The sequence below is a fragment of the Desulfonatronum zhilinae genome (genome assembly GCF_900182865.1).
In the GTDB taxonomy this organism is placed as follows: Bacteria; Desulfobacterota; Desulfovibrionia; order Desulfovibrionales; family Desulfonatronaceae; genus Desulfonatronum; species Desulfonatronum lacustre.
The window spans coordinates 15,359-33,394 of sequence record NZ_FXUJ01000025.1 but is presented as its reverse complement, the minus strand read 5'-3'; the positions used below and the strand labels follow the sequence as shown (position 1 = coordinate 33,394).

The window sequence follows — 18,036 nt, the reverse complement described above, 5'->3', positions numbered from 1 at the left end:
CTGGACTCGTCCCGACGCTCACTCCCATCCCCCGGTTGCTCCCCATGCTTGCGTATATCGTCAGGCGGGCGCTCATCGCGCTTGCCGCGCTCCTCGCCATCTCTTTTCTTTCCTATGCACTGGTGAACGTCACCCCGGCGGACCCCGCCGAAGTGGCCCTGCGGGTCAACGACATTATTCCCACACCCGAGGCCATCGAGGAAATGCGCATCGAACTCGGCCTCGACGACCCGTTTCTGGTCCGGTACGTCAAATGGCTGGGCAACGCCGTGCGCCTGGATTTCGGAAATTCCTTCACGCACCGGAGCCGCAGCGTCACGGGAGAGCTGGCCCGCGCTTTTCCGTATACCGCCACCCTGGCGGGCATGGCCCTGGTCTTCGTGGTCTGCCTGAGCCTGCCCCTGGGCGTGGCCTGCGCGGTCTGGAAGGACGGTCTGTTCGACCGGGGCGTGCGTCTGGCGGTCTTCGCCGGCACGTCCATGCCGAACTACTGGCTGGCCTATCTGCTGATCTGGCTTTTCGCGCTCAAGTTCGGCGTCCTGCCCAGCAGCGGAACCAGTACCCTGGCCCACTACATCCTGCCGGCCATGGCCCTGAGCACGCTGTACATCGCGACCTACGTGCGGCTGATCCGCAACAGCATGCTGGAGAACATGAAGGAAAATCATGTCCTCTACGCCCGGGCCCGGGGCCTGAGCGAGAAGCGGGTCATCCTCGGGCACGTGCTCAAAAATTCCCTGCAATCCTCCATGACCGCCATCGGCGTGGGCATAGTCCGGCTGCTCTCAGGCACGGTGGTCATCGAGAACATTTTCGCCATTCCCGGGCTCGGCCGACTGTGCGTGGCCAGTATCTTCAACCGGGACTACCCGACCATCCAGGCCTACATCCTGGTCATGGGGGCCTTTTTCGTCCTGGCCAGCTTCCTGGTGGACGCCCTGCAATGCGCGCTGGATCCGCGACGCAAGTCAGGAGCAGCCAATGCGTAGCCTGTTCGCCAACAAGGTCGCGGTCGGCTGCCTCGGCGTGATCGGGCTGTTCTGCGTCGCCGGTGTGTTCGCTCCGTGGCTGGCCCCGCACGACCCCAACCAGATCGACGTCATCAACTCCCTGGCCTCGCCTTCCTGGGAGTATCCCCTCGGCACGGACCATCTGGGGCGCTGCCTGCTCTCCCGGATGCTGTTCGGAATCCGGATCACCCTGTTCTATTCCATGCTGACCATGGCCGTCACGGCCCTGGCCGGGGCGGCCATCGGCGTGATCTCCGGCTACGTCCGCGGCAAACTCGACGAGGTGATCATGCGCGTCTGCGACGTGATGCTCTCCTTCCCGTATGAGATCATGGTGCTGTGCATCGTCGGCATCCTGGGGCCGGGTCTGATGAACATCGTCATCGCCAATTTCATCGCCAAGGTGGCCTGGTACGTCAAAATGATCCGCTCCAGCGTGATCAGCTTTTCAGGCAGGAACTACATCCTCTATTCCCAGACCATCGGCACGTCCCGGCGGTACATCTTCTTCCGGCACCTCTTTCCCAACGTCGCGGCGGAGACCATTCTCCTGGCCACCCTGGACATCGGCTGGATCATCATCACCATCTCGACCCTGTCTTTCCTGGGCCTGGGCGTACAGCTGCCCACGGCCGAGTGGGGGGCCATGCTCAGCGAGGCGCGGGAAGTGCTGATGACCAACCCCGAACAGATGGTCATTCCCGGGCTGGCGATCATGATCGTGGTCGCGGCCTTCAACCTGTTGGGCGACAGCCTGCGTGACGTCCTGGATCCAAAGGAGAGCCAATGACCCTGCTGCGCGTCGAGAATCTTTCCATCACCCACCGTCACGATCGCAACCTGACCCCGCTGACCCGGGACGTCTCCTTTACCCTGGACGCCGGTGAGTGCCTGGGTATCGTGGGCGGCTCGGGCAGCGGCAAGAGCCTGACCTGCGGTGCGATCACCGGCCTCTTGTCCGAGCATCTTCTGGTTTCCGGGCGGGTGGAATTCAAGGGCGCGGACCTGCTGACCCTGTCCGCGAAAAAGCGGCGGGAACTGCGCGGCAGTCGGATCTGCATGATTCTGCAAAGCCCGATGACCGCGTTCAATCCCTTGTCCACCATCGGCGCGCAGATCGTGGAAACCGTCACCGCGCACCAGCGGGTCGCTCCCGCGGCGGCGCTGGATATGATGGCCGAGGCCTTTGCGCGGGTGAATCTGCGTGCCCCCCGGAGCGTTTTCAGAAAATATCCGCACGAACTGAGCGGAGGCATGCTGCAACGGGTGATGGCCGCGCTGGCCCTGGCCATGCGACCGGAAATCATCATCGCGGACGAGCCGACCACGGCCATTGATTACGTCAGCCAGCAGGACGTGATCCAGGAGTTGAAAACCATCCGCGAGGAGCACCAAACCGCCTTGATTTTCGTCAGCCACGATCTGAGCCTGGTCTCCCACGTGGCGGACAACGTCCTGGTGATGCGCGAGGGAATCGTGGTGGAGGAAGGGAATGCCAGGGCTGTGTTTTTCAGTCCGCGCCACGACTATACCCGCGGGTTGATCGAGAACCGTCAGAGCGTGATCCAAACCTTTGTCCAGGTCATGGGGCAGGCGTATGCTGCTTGAGGTGCGCAAGGTGACGAAAAGCTTCGCGATCCGGACCGGGCTGTTCGCGAAGTCCAGGCAGGAGGTGCTCAAGGGCGTGTCCTTTGTCATGGGGCAGGGCGAATGCGTCGGGATTGTCGGCGAGTCGGGCAGCGGAAAAAGCACGCTGGGCAGAATCATCCTCGGCCTGGAAAAACCGGACGGCGGTCTGGTGGCCTTTTCCAGGGAAAAGGCCGGCTCCGCCCTGGCGCGCAGCGTGGTCTTTCAGGACTACACCACGTCCGTGAATCCCCGGATGCGCATTGCCGAGGTCGTGGCCGAGCCGTTGCTGGCCCTGGGCTTGAACGCTTCGGCCCGGAAGAAACGGGTCGCGGAACTTCTGGAGGAAGTGGGGCTTTCCCAAGAGCTCACGGACCGTTATCCGCATCAGCTCAGCGGGGGACAGTTGCAGCGGGTGTGCATCGCCCGGGCCATCGCCCCGAAACCGGCCTTCATTCTTTGCGACGAGGCGGTGAGTTCCCTGGACGTGTCCGTACAATCGCAAATCCTGGCCTTGTTGCGCGACCTCAAGGAGCGCTACCGGATCTCCTATCTGTTCATCACCCACGACATTACCGTGGCCGCGTACATCTGCGACAAGCTGCTGTTTTTCAAGGACGGCCGAATCGTCGAGCAGCTCGACGACCTGGCCATGCTGCCCAGGGCTGAAAACCCCTATGCCCGGCAATTGCTGCGGGCCGCCCACTTTCTGGAAAAACCTTTTGCCCGCCGGATCGGTCATGGCTGAGACCCCTCTTTCTCATCGCGACTATCTGATGATCGCTCTCCCGTTCATCGCGGCCACGGTGACCCAGCCCCTGCTGGGCGCCGTGGACACCGCGGTGGTCGGGCACCTGGATTCCCCGATCTATATCGGCGGCGTGGCCATCGGCACGGTGATCCTGAACACCCTGTACTGGCTGTTCGGGTTTTTCCGGGTCAGCACCACCAGCCAGAGTGCCATCGCCCTGGGCACGGGCCGCGGGGAGGATCTGGCGGCCAGCCTGGCCCGTCCGTTCTGCATCGCCGCCGGAGTGGGGTTGGCGTTCATCCTGCTTCAGGCCCCCATCTGGCATACGGCCCGGGTCGTGATGGCCCCGGAGCCCGAAGTGGCGGAGCAGGCCCGGATCTACTTCACCATCCTGATCTGGGGTGCGCCGCTGGTCTTGCTGAACTATACCGTGATCGGCTGGCTGATGGGCCAGGCCCGGACCAGGGCGACGCTGGCCACCCAGGTCACCGGCAACGTGGTGAACATCATTCTGGACATCGCCCTGGTCACCTTCTGGGGCTTCGGGGTGGCCGGGGTGGCCGCGGCCAGCCTGGCGGCCCAAGCTCTGATGCTGGCCCTGGGGCTGTATTTCGTTTCGAAAACCGCGGACCTGCCCGTGGCCCGGTTCGTCGCCGCGGTGCGGATGCGCGGGGAAGACGTGCGGACCATCATCTCTGCAAACACCGATCTTCTTTTGCGCACGGTGTGCCTGCTGACCATGTTTTTCCTGATGACCAAGGTGGCCGCGTCCATGGGAACCAACGTCCTGGCTAGTAACGCCGTGCTGCTCCAGGTCACCTTTATCGTCAGCTACATCTTCGACGGCATTGCCAACGCCTCCAGCGTGTTTTCCGGGAAATCCGTCGGTCGACGGGACGAGCATCTGCTCCGGGCCACCATGCGGCGCACGACCCAATGGACGGGGGTTGTCATCGTTTTCCTGACCCTGGTCCTGTGGCTCTGGGGGGAGGGCATTGGCGCACTGTTCACCGATATTCCGGAAGTCCTCGTCGGCTACATGACCATCCAGCTCTGGGCCGTGGCCTTCCCATTGGTCGCCGGGTTCGGCCTGACCTTCTACGGTGTGTTCACCGGCAGCGGCGTCACGCGGCCCGTGCGGAATTCCACGTTTTTCGCGCTGATCGTCTTCCTGACCGGCCTGGCGATCTTCGTCAGCCCCTGGGGCAACCACGGGCTCTGGCTGTCCTTTCTCTTTTTTTATGTGGGCCGCGGCGCTTTTCTGATTCCGTATCTTGGGGCGGTGCGAAGCAAGGTTGGGGAGAAGGGAGAGGGCTGTGGGATGAGACCTGAGACCTGAGGGGGGAGACGTTCTTCGTTCTTTGTTCGTCGTTGGCGATTTGCGGAGGTGCTGGGGCACTAACTGTCAACCCGGCGCGGGTCGATTGGTTGAGCAAGCAAACCCATCACCTGGACTCCACTTCCCTCGCGTCAAAAAACGACCAATGAAGAACGACGAACGAAAAACAAGAAACTTCACATTAAGATATTGAAAGTTGTTTTCAAAATCGTTGACAGTCGACTTATTTACGAATAGGTCCTTTTTGCTGGGTTGAGGGTGTATTGAGTAGGGTGAATGGGCGGAATATGTGTTGTAAATCAAAGATAAATTTATGTCGGATGTATCCATGACCGTTGACAAGCCCGGTGTCGCGATGCGGTTGTATGGCGCGCTGGTCCGTCCGGTGGTGGACTTTGTTTACGGGTGGAGCGTGACCATCAAGGTCCGGCTGCTGCTCGTCGCCCTGATCGTCCTGCCGTCTATCGGCGGGTTGATCTTGCTGGAGTCCCGCCCGGCGGATCTGCAAACCTACTTCATCTTCGCCCTGGTCGGGACACTGGCCTTTATCGGGCCTCTTTCCAAGATCGTGGCCGACTATCTGGTCATGCGCGACCTGCGGGAGGTGGAGCGGTTTTGCCTGAAGCTGAAGGCCGGAAATTATCACGTCAAATTTGATTTGCCACCCCAGGCGGACGAGGAGCGGGACATTCTGGTCCTCAAGCGCAACCTGAACTGGATGGCCCACGTGATTTCCCGCCGGGAGATGCAGTTGGAGGCGGAACTGGCCAAGACCCACAAGGAGCGGGTCCGGTTCGCGGACATGTCCCTCAGGGACCAGCTCACCGGGCTGTTCAACCGGCGGGGGATGGAGGAGAAGCTGAGTGAGTTGGCTCACGAGGCCTGGACCACGGATCGTCCGCTGACCATGCTCTTCCTGGACGCGGACAAGTTCAAGGCGGTCAACGACACGTATGGCCACCAGGCCGGGGACGATCTGCTGCGCAATCTGGGCGCGATCATCCGGGCCAACGTCAGGGAGGGCGTCGACGTTCCCTTCCGCTACGGCGGCGACGAATTCGGCGTCCTGCTGGTGGGTATCGAACTGGAGCGGGCCGAGGCCATCGCGGGGCGGGTCCTGCGGGCCTACAATGAGATTCGGATCGGTGAAAGCAGCCTGAGCATCGGCGTCGCCACGATGGCCAAGACCAAGGACGGATACCTCGACGACGCCGTGCGGATGCTGTCCCAGGCGGACCAGGCCGCCTACGAGGCCAAGCGCGGAGGAGGGAGCCGCGTGCATGTTCACAAGGAGAGCGCATAACATGTTCATGGGATCGGAAGTGTTTCGTTCGCGGGAGGAGTCGTTGGGATGTGGGGCGTCGGGCGGGGTTTTAGGCGAGGCGTTGAGCGAAGCGGGGTGCGCTTCCGGGGTCTGCTGCGAGTCCCTGCACCAGATCGCGGCTGCGCTGGGAAACGCCATCGACGCCAAGGACCATTCCACCAGTTCCCACTCCCGGCAGGTGGCCGACCTGGCCCGCTGCCTGGCCCAGCGGGCGGGCATGTCCATCCACCAGGCCGAGGTGATCCACATCGCCGGCCATCTGCACGACATCGGCAAGATCGGCATCCCGGACGAAGTGTTGTGCAAACGCGAACCGCTGACCGACGCGGAGTGGGCCATGATTCGCCGACACCCGGACATAGGGGCCGGGATCGTCGCCCCGGTGCACATCATGAACGGGTTCACGGGCATCGCCAAGATGATCCTGCACCACCATGAACGCTGGGACGGACGGGGCTACCCGAATCGGCTGCGCGGCGACAACATCCCCCTGGGGGCGCGGATTCTCTGTCTCGCGGACAGCTTTTCCGCGATGATGGAATCCCGGGCCTACCGAAACCGACTGACCCTGGGCGGCTCCATCGAGGAACTCCGCCGCAACGCCGGAAGCCAGTTCGATCCGGAACTGTGCGGGCTGATGGTCGACATGCTACGGGAAGCCGGAGTGGCGGACGAATACTGTACGCTGGATCTGCTGGTCACCCGGATCATTGCCTCGGATCATCAGTTTCCGTAAAGCTGGCCGGGAGGAACGGGAGGTGTATCATGAATGGCTTGAACAAGATTTTGACGGCGCGTGAAGATATCCTGGCCGCGACCAGGAATCCGCCGCCCGGCGGGGATTATGTCTGGGACGGCCAGGACGAAGCCGACCGCCCCCTGGCCCGCAAGGAAATACAGGCCGCACTTGAAGTCGTCCGCAAGGGCCGAGGCCGCCCTAAAGGGTCAGGGACGAAAGAACAGGTGGCCGTTCGTTTCGACAAGGATATCCTAGAGGTCTTTCGTGCGTCCGGTCCAGGCCGGCAGACGCGCATGAACGACGCCCTGCGCGACTGGCTCAGGACGCATTCACCGACATAGGTGGGCTGAGGGATGAGACCTGAGTACTGAGGGGGCGGTTGACGTTCTTGGTTTGTTGTTTTTCGTTCGTTGTTCTTGGTTCCTCGTCGAGGATTGGAGGATGGGCGGAGGTTGGGGAGAAAATTAAATCCCCACGGAATCGCGGACCAATCCCCTCCTGGGAGGGGCCAGAGGTGGGTGACGGGTGGAAGGGGCTACCGATCCATGAACGAAGAACGGCGAACATTAAGAAAACACTGATCTTGAAAATAATTTTCAAAATGCTTGACAGGTTTTTCATTTCGGGCTAGAGGTACACTCGAATTTGGTCACGGATCGTTCTACGGGCTTCGGACGCGCAAGCGGTCGCGGAGCAAGTGGGGGCGGGACGACGGCACATACGTAGGGGAAAGGAATTGTTTCCCTGTTATGCCGTGGTCCCGCTTTTTTTTGGTCCGTGAAGTTTTCAGCCGTGATTTCGTCTGGATCGGCAAGGGCGAGTACCTTGTTCTGGTGTGGCAAAGAGTAACGTAAACAGGAAAACGATAATCGGAATCCTTACCTTGTATGTATAAAGTGCAATCCGTTCGAATGATCTACTCTGGTCCATCGTCCGGCCCGGTCAGCCGGTCCGACTGTTCACATCACGCGCCCAGGCCGAACCCGTTTGAGGTTCGGGACGATGGGCGGGAGACGAAACAGGAGACGGGCATGACCAATGTATTGCGCGGAGTGCATACTCCGATCCTTGAAAAGATCCTTGAACTTTATACCGACCTCTATCTCCACGATGGCTTCGGGACCGTCACCGTGGAGATGCGTTTTCTCAAGCGGGGTCAGAAAGAAATCATCGTCAGCAGCGGAAAGGAATACCGCTTCGTGGTGGATTGGCCGGAAGGCGCTCGCGAGGAGGGGAAGTGATGCGCCCCTCCACGTCTCCCGCGAGCAGCCGTTCCCTACCTCCAAGCACGACCTTCCACCCGGCGACCTTCCGTGACGACGATGACGGGCGGCAAGTGTTGCGTACCGTTGATTACCGGCAAATCTGTCATGCAGACTCCATCAACACTCCTTCCAAGTCGGTACGCGACACACGACCGGCGCTCCAACACTCCCGCACCGAACCTAAACAGCGATCCTCCATGCGTTGTTTCACGGTAGCGGGAATGGACGGGGCGTCGGTCGTGCCGGTCGGTCTGTCCCCCCCCCCAAGGGGGGGATGTTATTCCGTTCGTTGTTCTTCGTTCTTGGTTGGTGGTTTGCGGTAGTGCTTGGTCATTGCCGGACAGCACTGCCAGCCTGGCAGTGGCGGATTTCCGGAGCAAGCCGTGCAACCGGCGGTAATCCAACTGCTCGCGCAAGAAAACGAAGAACGAAGAACAACGAACGAAAAAACACATTCGAGGAGGTGATGCCGAACAAGAAAAACGCTTCCCCTGTCGCGGCGAGGGGCCGGAAGGGGAGAGTTGGTGGGGAGGATTTGAATACGTCAGGGATGACGTAGGCGGGGGTTCTCCTCATCGGCTGTGTGTATCGGAATTGTTGGTCTTTTGTTTCGCGGTAGACTCTGGGGGTGAGTTGCTGCTCCATTCAAACCCTCATTTTTTATACGGAGTTAATCTCATGTTGAAACGGAAAATGAATCGGAAAAAAGGACAGCTAGGTTTCACCCTTTTGGAAATCCTGGTGGTCGTGGCCATCATGGGCTTCCTGGTCGCCATGGTTGCTCCTCGGTTCGCGGGCATCACCGACGGCACCATCGACGTGGTTTGCGACACCAACCAGCAGCGGCTGATCTCAGTCCTTGCCGCGTTTAATGAGCAAAAGGGTACCATGCCCGGCGGCATGGTCAACTTGGTGGATGAAGAAGGTCCTCTCACCGCTGGTATCGCTGCCGAATATCTCCGGCCCACGCACACCGGCGAACTGGAATTCCCGGACGAGGGGCAGGCCACCTTCTTCGAGGAATTTTTTGAGCGGAACCTGTTCCAGGTGCATATCCTGGACGCGGATGAGGCCGCTGAATTGCGTGCCATGGGCGTAGGCTCGGTATACAACCTGAACGCCTATAACTACGAAGGTCTCGACAGCGCTGCTGGCTACACTGTAGCCACTGACCAGCAAAATCCTCTGCGTCGCGTTGGCGTCAATGAAAACCTGGGCGTGCTCATGGTCGGCATGGGTTATGACGGCGCTGCTTGGGCCGGCCCTGTCGCCGATGCGACTGCTGCAGGTCTTATTGAAGTCGACGGAGAAGGCTACGGTAGTTGGGGCAATCCGGATTGGTTCGGTCGCATCATCCTGGGCGTGGGCCCGGATTCCGATCTGATCAAGCAAGGCATGATCTCCGCAGCTGGCTTGTGCCCTGGCGGGATCAACAACGAGCAGGTCTTCTGGAACAACTACAACGTGCTTCTGCCGCGTTTGCAGGCCACCATCGACCGTTACGCCACTGGCCAGGTTACGGGTTTGTTGGGCAAGTCCAACGGCGGCTCCTATCGCGCTTTCGATCTGACCGAAGCCCAGGAAGGCTACATGTTCCTGACCCAATGCCCGGAAGGCCACCGCTTCGCCACGGCTGACGAGTTCACCGTTTGGGGCGTTTATGCCTATGCCGACATTGACGACGTTGACCTGGATAGCATTCCTGCTGCCTTGGAAACCTTGGAAGTCAATGACTAATCGCGCGGCAATCTGACTTAATCCTCCATTCCAACCCACAACCCCACGGGAGGGCCTTTTGGCTCCTCTCGTGGATTTTGAAAATGACTTGCTTTTTATCTTTGCATGCCACCCAGGAGGGGGATCGTTCGTCTCGTCCGCCTCGCATGGGCCCTCCAAGCGGCTCTCCTTCCTGGGTGAGATGAGAAGATGTTGTTTCGTTCTTGGTTCGTCGTTGGAAAGCCAACCTACCCCTGGCCCCTCCAGGGAGGGGATAAAGGGATGGTTGAGGGATTACAGATGCACATCATCCAGGGGAGGCAACCCGGAGTCCATATCCGGAAAAATCTCATTGATGGCGGACAACGTGGCAAGCGTACCCAGCAACCCTTTTGTCCTGACCGGCTCGATGATCAGCCGATCACCCTCACGGCGGATGATGGCCGAGTCGGCATCCAGTTCAAACTCCTTGGGAATGCGAATGGCTTGGCAGCAGCCACTGCGAAAAATACGAACATGACGCGCCATATTCATGCAGATCCCTCCTTTCGTCGTCAGCATGTATTCTGCCTAGATCGGCCGGGAGATGTGCGTCAAGAACGACGAACGACGAACGAAGAACGGCAGCATAGCCGCCGAACGACAAACAGCGGCGTAGCCGCAAAACGAAGAACGACGAACAAATTTACATGGAAAACAAAGGCTTCACCCTCCTGGAAGTGCTTGTCGTGGTCGGGATCATGGGCTTGATGGCAGCCATGATCTGGCCCATGCGGGGGACTTTGGACGATTCGCAGCGGGAACGGGTAACCATCGAGAAAATGGACGCCATCGTCGAGGCCATCCTCGGGCACGAGCAGATCAAGGACCACTATGACCTGAGCCGGACCATCGGCGGGTATGTGGGGGATATGGGGAAGTGGCCGAAGTTGTATGAGCCGGGCGGGACCGGCGGTCTGGACGGGAAGCGTGGAGAGTTTGTCGGAGGGCGATTCCAGTGGGAGCGGCCGTTCAAAAATCTAATAATTGATGGCGACACGAAAAAAGAAAGCCTGGGTCAGCCACGGGGGCTGTGGACGAAGGACGAGCTTGAGGCAGATGATGACAGAAAAAAATGGAAAGGCCCCTACCTGACCCCGCCGGTAACCCGCAACCCGGCCCTGGGCAAACACTACGCCAAGAATCAGGCGGAATATGAGGGCTTGGATCCAACTGACCGTGAATATTTCCACCTGCTGCAAGGCAGCGAACAGCTCACGGACGGCTGGAACCGGGCGTTCCGGTTTTTTATTACGGATGGAGGTGAAACCTTCTGTCTCGTCTCCCTGGGGCGACGCGGGTTTGGGTACGAAGATGATTATGAACAGGACTGCGACCCGGATTCCCCGGAAAACCAGGGCAAGATCGTCAGGGCGTTGCGAAAAAGCGATTTGGAGGCGGTACGAGCCCAGTCGTCTCGGCGAAGCACCGTGGTCACGAAACTGATCTTCCTCACTGAGGACCGTATCGAACAGGACATCGTCCGGTCTCTGATCGGCGAATCCCCGTCGGGCACGAATACGGGATATACAGGTGATCTGCTGGATTGGCCGGAGTTGTTTAATTGGGTGTGCAAGCTGGAAAGTGTTATATATCCATGCGGAACCGTCTGCCGAGTATCTTCCGGCCCAAATAGCGGAGATTGGCGGGTGATCTCCGAGAGCCGGGATGATGAAGGCGACATTGTGAGTGGGAGTTACCAAAACGATGCAGGGGCGGTGATTACCTGCTCCGGGGGAACGTGCATCAACGCTGATTCGGAAGTGGGTGCTTTCGACTGCGTCTTGCCCGAAGGCCGCTGGGAAAAGGAATATCAAGGGCAGCCGTTCACTGTAGGGCAGCCTCGTGGACTATGGGATAAGCAAGCTTTGGACTCGATTCTTCAAGAAAGCGAATTCGGCGTAGGCTGGCGGCACGCTTACCTGCCCAAGCCGAATCTCGGGGCCTTTCCCACAGCATCCGATATTGTTGAAGACGAATATGTGCTGGATGCCTTCGAGGTCATGCTTCATATTTTTAAGATCGAGGACCAGGGGGGAACGCAATTATTGATTGCTTCAGGTGGTCCTTCAGAGAGTATTTTTATGCCCATTGCTCTGAAAGATGGCGAGAGCGAGGATGATCGCCGCCATTTTCTCCACCCCGCGCCACCAACGGGGGAGATGACCATTGCCGAGGAAATCACAAAAACTCGTAACCTCCTGGAGCACCGAACCGGAACATTCAAGCTGGCGGAATTCGGAGAGCAGGCCGAGAAAACCCACAAGATCGAAGACGCAGAGGGTAACGTCATCGCTACTTACGACAACCGGGACAACATCACCCGCCTAGTCCGGCGCAACGAATGGCTGCCTGGGTTCATGGACGTGACGGTGGTAGTCCAAGATGCGCTTGAGACCGATGAATTGGTTTGCTGGATTCTCGGAGTTGTGGATCAGGACGGAACACCTCTCGAATCTCCCTCAACAATAATTGAATCGAATTGGGAGTCAGAGAAAGGAAGAGAATTGCGGATAAAGTACGATGACGGTGGTGAGAACATACTGGTTACCGGTGGAAGATACCTGGATTGTCGGCTTAAAGAAGGCTCCGAACCGGAGAAGGCGTGGGAAAAGATACTCAGCATCTATGGCCATCCTTCACGAATAGCGGACCGAGATTTTACCTTGCGAAAAGCGAACTTTACCCCTTTGCCTGAAGAATAATCCGGCAGGACGCATCAAGGAAAAACAGCTTACAAGGTTATTCCCCTGAGTCATCCCATTTAACCAACGCATCAAGTGACTCATCCCTGACTCCTCCTAGGAGGGGAATGATGCGCTGATTGGCGAGGATTTGAGGTTTACGCTTCACCCTCCTCAATTTCGCGGCAGCACCTAAACAACTAAGAACAAACAACTAAGAGCAAACAACGAAGAACAAACAACGAAGAACAAACAACTAAGAACGACGAACGAAGAACGAAGAACAACGAACAAACAACATCCAACCCCCACCTACCTCAAACCAAACATGCCCCGTATCTCCCCCTCCAAAATCCGTCGTCCAAACTTCTCCAAGCTCCTGTCCCGCCTGCCCATGCCCAGCAGTTTGTGTTTGGGCGTGGAATACGTCGAGGACGAGATCCATGCCGCATTGGTGCGGGCTAGGGGGCGTGAGCGGGAGATCTTGGAGTATGTGGCGATCAAAACATCCGAAGCCGGGGACGATCTGCCGGGTATTGTCCAGCTCCAGGAAATCCGTAACCGCCTGAACTGCAAACAGAACATCCAGACTGTTTTCGTCACGCCCCTGGCCAGGGTGGTGATTCTGCCCATGAACCGGGAGCGGGTTCTGGGCATGCGCAGCCATTTGCTGACCGAGGCCGTGAAATGGGAGGCCGAGACCTATACCGGCGTTCCCGGACATCTGTCCCTGGCCGGGGTGGAGGTAGAGAAACCCCGTGAAGAACCGGGGCAGATTCGGGAAGAGCAAGAAGAAATCATGGTCCATGTGGCCGTGCTGGAACAGAACGTTTACCGTGCGGCCAAGGAACGCTTCCGCCTTGCCGGTCTGAAGCTGACTCGGGTCTATCCCGGAGAGGTCTGCTTTCATGTGCCTTTGTTGTATCAGCATGCGGAATCGGACCGGGGCGTGCTGGAGATCGGCACGGCGTCCTCGGGGTTCGCCCTGCTGCGCGGGGGCTCGACTCTGGCCATCAATGCCATGAACGTCACGGCGGAAATGATCCGGGCTCACCTGGACGGGCGGACCATGACGGACCTGGAAGACAGTTTGCGCTTCAACTTTGGACAGGCACCGGGGCCGCTTCCCGTCGCCATGACTGGAGTTGGGGCCCTGGACCACCGCATCGTGGCCTTCCTTCGAACCCTCTCCCCCACTGGCATTGAGCCGGTACGTCTGCAACGGACCTCCGGACTGACCACGTCCGGAGCCGAGGAGGGGCCGATCTTCGCCACGGCCGCGGGCGCGGCCATGCGCGAGCTGGGCGGCAAGGGCATGCAGACCATCGGCATTACCGACGCCGTGCCCGCAGCGGTGCGCATCCGGCAGAGCATCTACCTGATGCCCCTGGCCGCGGCCTCGTTCCTGTTCGTGGTCCTGTTGGGTCATAACCTGTTGATGCGCTATCAGGAGAAAGATCTGCTGGAGCAGCGCCGGGGCATCGAGACCCAGCTTGCCGAGCGCAAGAAGGAGCACGACGAGGCCAACCGTCTGCAAGGCGAGATCCAGAAGGTGGACGAGCGGCTCAGAGAGTTGCGGAGGCAGGTGGCCTATATCAAGGATGAATGGGACAAGCCCCTGAGGGACAGGATCAACCTGTACGAGGCCCTTGTTCGTCATCTTCCGGTGACCGTGGCTCTGACCGATGTCCGTGAAAATCAGCGCGAGCCGGGCCTGATATCTGTATCCGGCGAGGCCCTTTCCGCGTCCGCGATCCTCGAATTCGCGATGCGTTTGCGGGAAGAGGCTGGACTGTCCGTGGTCGTGCGGCGCCTGGAGCCGCTGCAACAGGCACGGGGCAAGAGCGCCTCCCATCGGTTCGAGATGCACCTGGAGGCGGGAAGTGGCACGAAGACTGACCAAACTTGAGAAATTCGGCCTGATCGCCGCAGTGATCACGGGCATGCTGTTCTTCTACCTCAAGCATGTCTACGACCCCCAGCAACGAGCCCTGGTCCGAGCCCAGGAGCAGTTGAACCGGAGCATCACCCAGTTGAATGAAATGCAGACCGCGGAACCACCGTTTCAACTCCGTCGGCGTCTGGAAACCCAACAGGAGGCCCAGGCGGAACTGGAGGCGGAACTGGCGGGGTTGGACATCCGCACAGGCGACGAGGAAGCCCTGATCCGCGCACAGCACTGGGCCTACCAGGAAATGGAGCGCCGGAACCTGCGGGTGGTGAATGTGGTTCCCAAGAACGAGGAAAAGAAATTCTTCAACTGGAAGGTGTTCCGGGTTACGGCGGAAGGGGATTTCGCGGGGTTCGTCGACCTGCTGCGGGAGATGCGCGCTCATAGCACGCCGATGCTCGTGGAACAGGTCAGCGTCACCAGGGAGGACAAGCCCTGGATGCTGAAAATTGTCATGGATTTGTGGGTTATGGGGTAGTAGGTCACTGAAAATAATCCTCTTATTCGCGGAGTCGCGAAACGGATTTGGTACGTGAGCAAACAATTTGAGATAACGGGAATCATGATCATGTACGTTTTGAAGCATTCCGTGTTCAAAGCCGGGCTGGCCGGCGCGTTGGTCTTTTGCGTGATGTGCTGCTGGACCGCTTCGGCCTTGGCCCGAGAGCCGTTCTTCAGCCCCACGCCGCCCATGGAAGCTTACGATTTCCCCAAGGCCGCCGACGACATCAAACTACGCGGCCTTCTGCTTACGGAAGACACCTTTCGGGCCGTGGTCTACATACAGTCTCTGCGCGGTTATCGGGTGCTCCGGCCCATGGATCGGCTGGAAGTGATCGTGGACGGCCTGCGGCACGAGTTCCGGGTTGAGGGCATGGGCGAGCGCCGCTTGGTGCTCCGCGGACAGGATGATTACTGGTATGAGATCGGGGTGGAGCAGCGTGACTAAGCATATTTTTCCCTTGGCAAAGGCGCATCATGCAGCAGGCATCGCCGGGGCCGGTCCCAAACCCACCCCTGACCCCTCCCAGGAAGGGAATTTGCACACTGCTGTTGGCGCCAACTCAACGCAACCCACGGTTATGGAGCTTTCAACTTCAAAGTATCCGCAGACCTCTCCCCTCCTGGGAGGGGTCGGGGATGGGTTGTTCCTTCTCGTTTTCCTCCTTCTCTTCCTGTCCGGCTGCAAAACCGTGCAGCCTGCAGCGGACCTTCGGTACGTGTCGCCGGTGCCCGTGCTTGAGCGGAACACCGAGCCCGTCGTGCGCATCCCTCAAAAGGATCCGGACATGCGGCTGATCAGCGCCTATCAGCCCACGGGACAGGACCAGTTGATGCGTCCGGGGTTTCGCCATCCGGCCGGCAGTCGGAAGGTCAAGGAGGTTTTTTTTCAAGACGTGCCTCTGGAAATCGCGGCGGAACTGCTCAACGAGGTGGGCGGGGTGAACCTGATGCTTCAGGGGCCGGTGGCCGGGCGCGGGGTGCGCCTGTTTCTTCAGGACGTATCCTTGAGCACGGCGGTGGAAGCTCTGCTTCGGGGCAACGAGTTGTGGTATCGTACTGACGGCAACGTCACCGCGGTGATGAGCGAGGAGGCGTTCGCGAACAGCATGGTCTTTCAGCGTTCCGAGAAGATCCAGGCTTTCTTCATGCGCTACACCAATGCCAAGGACATGGCCGCCCTGCTTTCCACCATGCTCGGCCCGGACGTGGACTATCGGGAAATGTCCGGGGAGTCGGTCTACGGGCATTTGGAGGCCCGTGCGGTGGGTGCCGGGGCCACAACCAGCACGACCTCGTCGGCGCTGACCGATGACGAGCGCAAACTGCTGGTTCAACTGGGCGAGGCCGAGACCGTCTCCCAGATCGAGGATGCCGTCAGCAGCGTTGGTCGGCGTCTTCCAGCGGTGATCACCGTGTTCAAGAAAAATAACTCCATCGTGGTTCGCTCCACGGACGAGGGGCTGTTGCGGCATATTACCGGCCTGATTCGCGAAATGGACACCCCAATCCGGCAAGTGCTGCTGGAGGTGAAGATCGTGCGTCTGGACCTGGGGGATGGGTTCGAGTCGTTTTTCGACCTTTCCTACTCGGATATCGGAAATACCAGTGATAGAAATATCAGCCGCGACGGGCTGTTTTTTTCAGATTTTGCGACCCTTGGCGCGGTTTCCTCCCTGGCCGAAACGTTCAGTTACGTTTTCGCGACGGATATCCTCCGAGCCCGACTCGAATTGTTCGCCCAGGCCAACAGGCTGCAAACCCTTTCCTCGCCATTCCTGATGACCGCGGACAATGCCGAGGTCCGCTTTTTCGTGGGCGAGCAGGTCCCGCTGCGGACCGGCGTGGAAAAAGAGACCGTTTCCCTCTCCGATTTGCGCGAGACGGTGATCTTCACCGTGACCGTGGAAAACCGAGAACTTGGGACGGACCTGGAAATCAAGAGCTTCATCAACGCGGACAGGACCATCACCCTGGAAATTGTGGCCAATATTGAATCACCGAAATTCAACGTGAACTCCATCACCCTGATCAACGACATGACCGGAACCCCGGTGACTTTTCCCCTGGACGGCCTGGACAAGAACGAACTCCGTTCAATCATGGCCGTACCTTCGGGGAACACGGTGGCTTTAGGTGGATTCATTCGCCTGGAAGACAGGGATTTCGAACAAAAGGTCCCCCTGCTGGGCGACATCCCGGCTCTGGGCTACCTGTTCAAACGCGTGGAACGTCGAGCCTCGCGCACCGAAACCGTGATCCTTGTCACTCCCCATATCATTGGCGCACCTGGGGAAGGGGCGGACACGACGCGGAGGTTCCTGGAAAAAAACAGCCGCGTTTTGGACGAGGCGGAAGAGGCGAAAGAGCGCGTGATTCCGGAGGGTATGTTGTTTAAGCCGGTGGAAGAGTGAAGGGGGAAGGAAGAGATGTTGTTTTGTTCTTTGTTCTTGGTTCTTCGTTTGCGGAAGATGTTGTTTTGTTCGTCGTTCGTTGTTCTTCGTTAAAATGCCAACCACCCCTGGCCCCTCCAGGGGAGGGGAATGGTCGGCGGTTCCGAGGATATTCAGCTTGACGCTCCAACCTCCGAAATCTCGTGGAAACCAAGAACCAAGAACGAAGAACGACGAACCGACAACAATCACATCACCGAGGACGATATCCTGTCATTGGCATACTTGTGGATCAGGGAACTGATCAATGTTTGGTACGGGATGCCTTCCCGGATGGCCTTGGCCTTGATTTTTTGGATGTCGGATTCCAGGAGGCGGATGCTGATGGCTTTTTTTTTGTTGATCGTCCTGTCGACCAGGTCTGAAAAAGCCCGCATCTCCGCGGCCATGTCCGGGGGCTGTTGATAGTTGTTCCGGTGGATCGATTCGATCATCTCCTGCTCTTCCTGGTCCAGGTAGGGGATGGTGTTCATGATTGGGGCTCCTTTTTGAGAAGATGAGCGTATTTCTTATGATATTTTCTGTCGGGATAGATTGTTTTCAAAAAAACGCTGGGTTCGCTTTCCACGAATGGAACAATATGGACATACCCATTGAGATCGACCACCAAAATTTTTTGATGGGGGTACCTGTCCCGG

The 18,036-nt window shown here is 58.9% G+C and carries 17 protein-coding genes; 15 read left to right on the top strand and 2 right to left on the bottom strand.

What is annotated here, in order from left to right; genetic code table 11:
* Positions 1 to 44: 44 nt before the first annotated feature.
* The 10 genes from opp1B (at position 45) to AC559A_RS16075 (ending at position 9,791) form a co-directional block, all read left to right on the top strand.
* Entirely contained in the window at positions 45 to 989 is a 945-nt protein-coding gene (opp1B, locus tag AC559A_RS16120; protein WP_498818716.1) for a nickel/cobalt ABC transporter permease, read from the top strand.
* Complete coding sequence (gene opp1C, locus AC559A_RS16115) at positions 982 to 1,800, top strand: nickel/cobalt ABC transporter permease (RefSeq protein WP_498818714.1); 819 nt, start codon at positions 982 to 984, stop codon at positions 1,798 to 1,800. The genes opp1B and opp1C overlap by 8 nt, the downstream gene beginning before the upstream one ends.
* Positions 1,797 to 2,618 carry an ABC transporter ATP-binding protein gene (locus AC559A_RS16110; protein WP_498818712.1) on the top strand — a complete coding sequence of 274 codons (822 nt, stop codon included), beginning with the start codon at positions 1,797 to 1,799 and terminating at the stop codon, positions 2,616 to 2,618. The genes opp1C and AC559A_RS16110 overlap by 4 nt, the downstream gene beginning before the upstream one ends.
* A complete protein-coding gene (locus tag AC559A_RS16105) occupies positions 2,608 to 3,384 on the top strand; it encodes an ABC transporter ATP-binding protein (protein ID WP_498818711.1) in 777 nt (258 codons plus the stop codon). The genes AC559A_RS16110 and AC559A_RS16105 overlap by 11 nt, the downstream gene beginning before the upstream one ends.
* Complete coding sequence (locus AC559A_RS16100) at positions 3,377 to 4,726, top strand: MATE family efflux transporter (protein WP_498818709.1); 1,350 nt, start codon at positions 3,377 to 3,379, stop codon at positions 4,724 to 4,726. The genes AC559A_RS16105 and AC559A_RS16100 overlap by 8 nt, the downstream gene beginning before the upstream one ends.
* A 328-nt stretch (positions 4,727 to 5,054) precedes the next feature.
* Entirely contained in the window at positions 5,055 to 6,029 is a 975-nt protein-coding gene (locus AC559A_RS16095) for a GGDEF domain-containing protein (protein ID WP_498818708.1), read from the top strand.
* A 1-nt stretch (position 6,030) separates the two neighbouring features.
* Complete coding sequence (locus AC559A_RS16090; RefSeq protein ID WP_498818707.1) at positions 6,031 to 6,786, top strand: HD-GYP domain-containing protein; 756 nt, start codon at positions 6,031 to 6,033, stop codon at positions 6,784 to 6,786.
* 29 nt (positions 6,787 to 6,815) lie between these two features.
* Positions 6,816 to 7,130, top strand: coding sequence for a BrnA antitoxin family protein (locus tag AC559A_RS16085; protein WP_498818705.1), 315 nt, complete (start codon positions 6,816 to 6,818; stop codon positions 7,128 to 7,130).
* A 690-nt stretch (positions 7,131 to 7,820) separates the two neighbouring features.
* Positions 7,821 to 8,030 carry a hypothetical protein gene (locus tag AC559A_RS16080; protein WP_498818704.1) on the top strand — a complete coding sequence of 70 codons (210 nt, stop codon included), beginning with the start codon at positions 7,821 to 7,823 and terminating at the stop codon, positions 8,028 to 8,030.
* Between the two features lie 702 nt (positions 8,031 to 8,732).
* The gene (locus AC559A_RS16075) at positions 8,733 to 9,791 is read left to right on the top strand and encodes a type II secretion system protein (protein ID WP_498818703.1); all 1,059 of its coding nucleotides are present in this window, start codon (positions 8,733 to 8,735) and stop codon (positions 9,789 to 9,791) included.
* A 273-nt stretch (positions 9,792 to 10,064) separates the two neighbouring features.
* Here the strand turns inward: AC559A_RS16075 and AC559A_RS16070 are convergent, their stop codons facing one another.
* Positions 10,065 to 10,304: an antitoxin gene (locus AC559A_RS16070; RefSeq protein ID WP_028571445.1), complete on the bottom strand. Its 240-nt coding sequence runs from the start codon at positions 10,302 to 10,304 to the stop codon at positions 10,065 to 10,067.
* Positions 10,305 to 10,459: 155 nt separating this feature from the next.
* Here AC559A_RS16070 and AC559A_RS16065 point away from each other — a divergent pair, with 155 nt between their 5' ends.
* The 5 genes from AC559A_RS16065 (at position 10,460) to AC559A_RS16045 (ending at position 17,359) form a co-directional block, all read left to right on the top strand.
* Positions 10,460 to 12,514 (top strand): prepilin-type N-terminal cleavage/methylation domain-containing protein, encoded by a 2,055-nt coding sequence (locus AC559A_RS16065; protein WP_498818702.1) that lies wholly within the window; start codon positions 10,460 to 10,462, stop codon positions 12,512 to 12,514.
* A gap of 307 nt (positions 12,515 to 12,821) precedes the next feature.
* Positions 12,822 to 14,402: a hypothetical protein gene (locus tag AC559A_RS16060; RefSeq protein ID WP_498818701.1), complete on the top strand. Its 1,581-nt coding sequence runs from the start codon at positions 12,822 to 12,824 to the stop codon at positions 14,400 to 14,402.
* Positions 14,377 to 14,922, top strand: a complete 546-nt coding sequence (locus tag AC559A_RS16055; RefSeq protein ID WP_498818700.1) for a hypothetical protein — start codon at positions 14,377 to 14,379, stop codon at positions 14,920 to 14,922. Before AC559A_RS16060 ends, AC559A_RS16055 begins: the two co-directional genes overlap by 26 nt.
* Before the next feature lie 90 nt (positions 14,923 to 15,012).
* The gene (locus AC559A_RS16050) at positions 15,013 to 15,393 is read left to right on the top strand and encodes a hypothetical protein (protein WP_498818699.1); all 381 of its coding nucleotides are present in this window, start codon (positions 15,013 to 15,015) and stop codon (positions 15,391 to 15,393) included.
* 313 nt (positions 15,394 to 15,706) lie between these two features.
* Positions 15,707 to 17,359, top strand: coding sequence for a type II secretion system protein GspD (locus AC559A_RS16045; RefSeq protein WP_498818698.1), 1,653 nt, complete (start codon positions 15,707 to 15,709; stop codon positions 17,357 to 17,359).
* A 227-nt stretch (positions 17,360 to 17,586) separates the two neighbouring features.
* Here AC559A_RS16045 and AC559A_RS16040 read toward each other — a convergent pair whose 3' ends face one another.
* Complete coding sequence (locus tag AC559A_RS16040) at positions 17,587 to 17,871, bottom strand: CopG family antitoxin (protein ID WP_035261324.1); 285 nt, start codon at positions 17,869 to 17,871, stop codon at positions 17,587 to 17,589.
* Positions 17,872 to 18,036 lie beyond the last annotated feature (165 nt).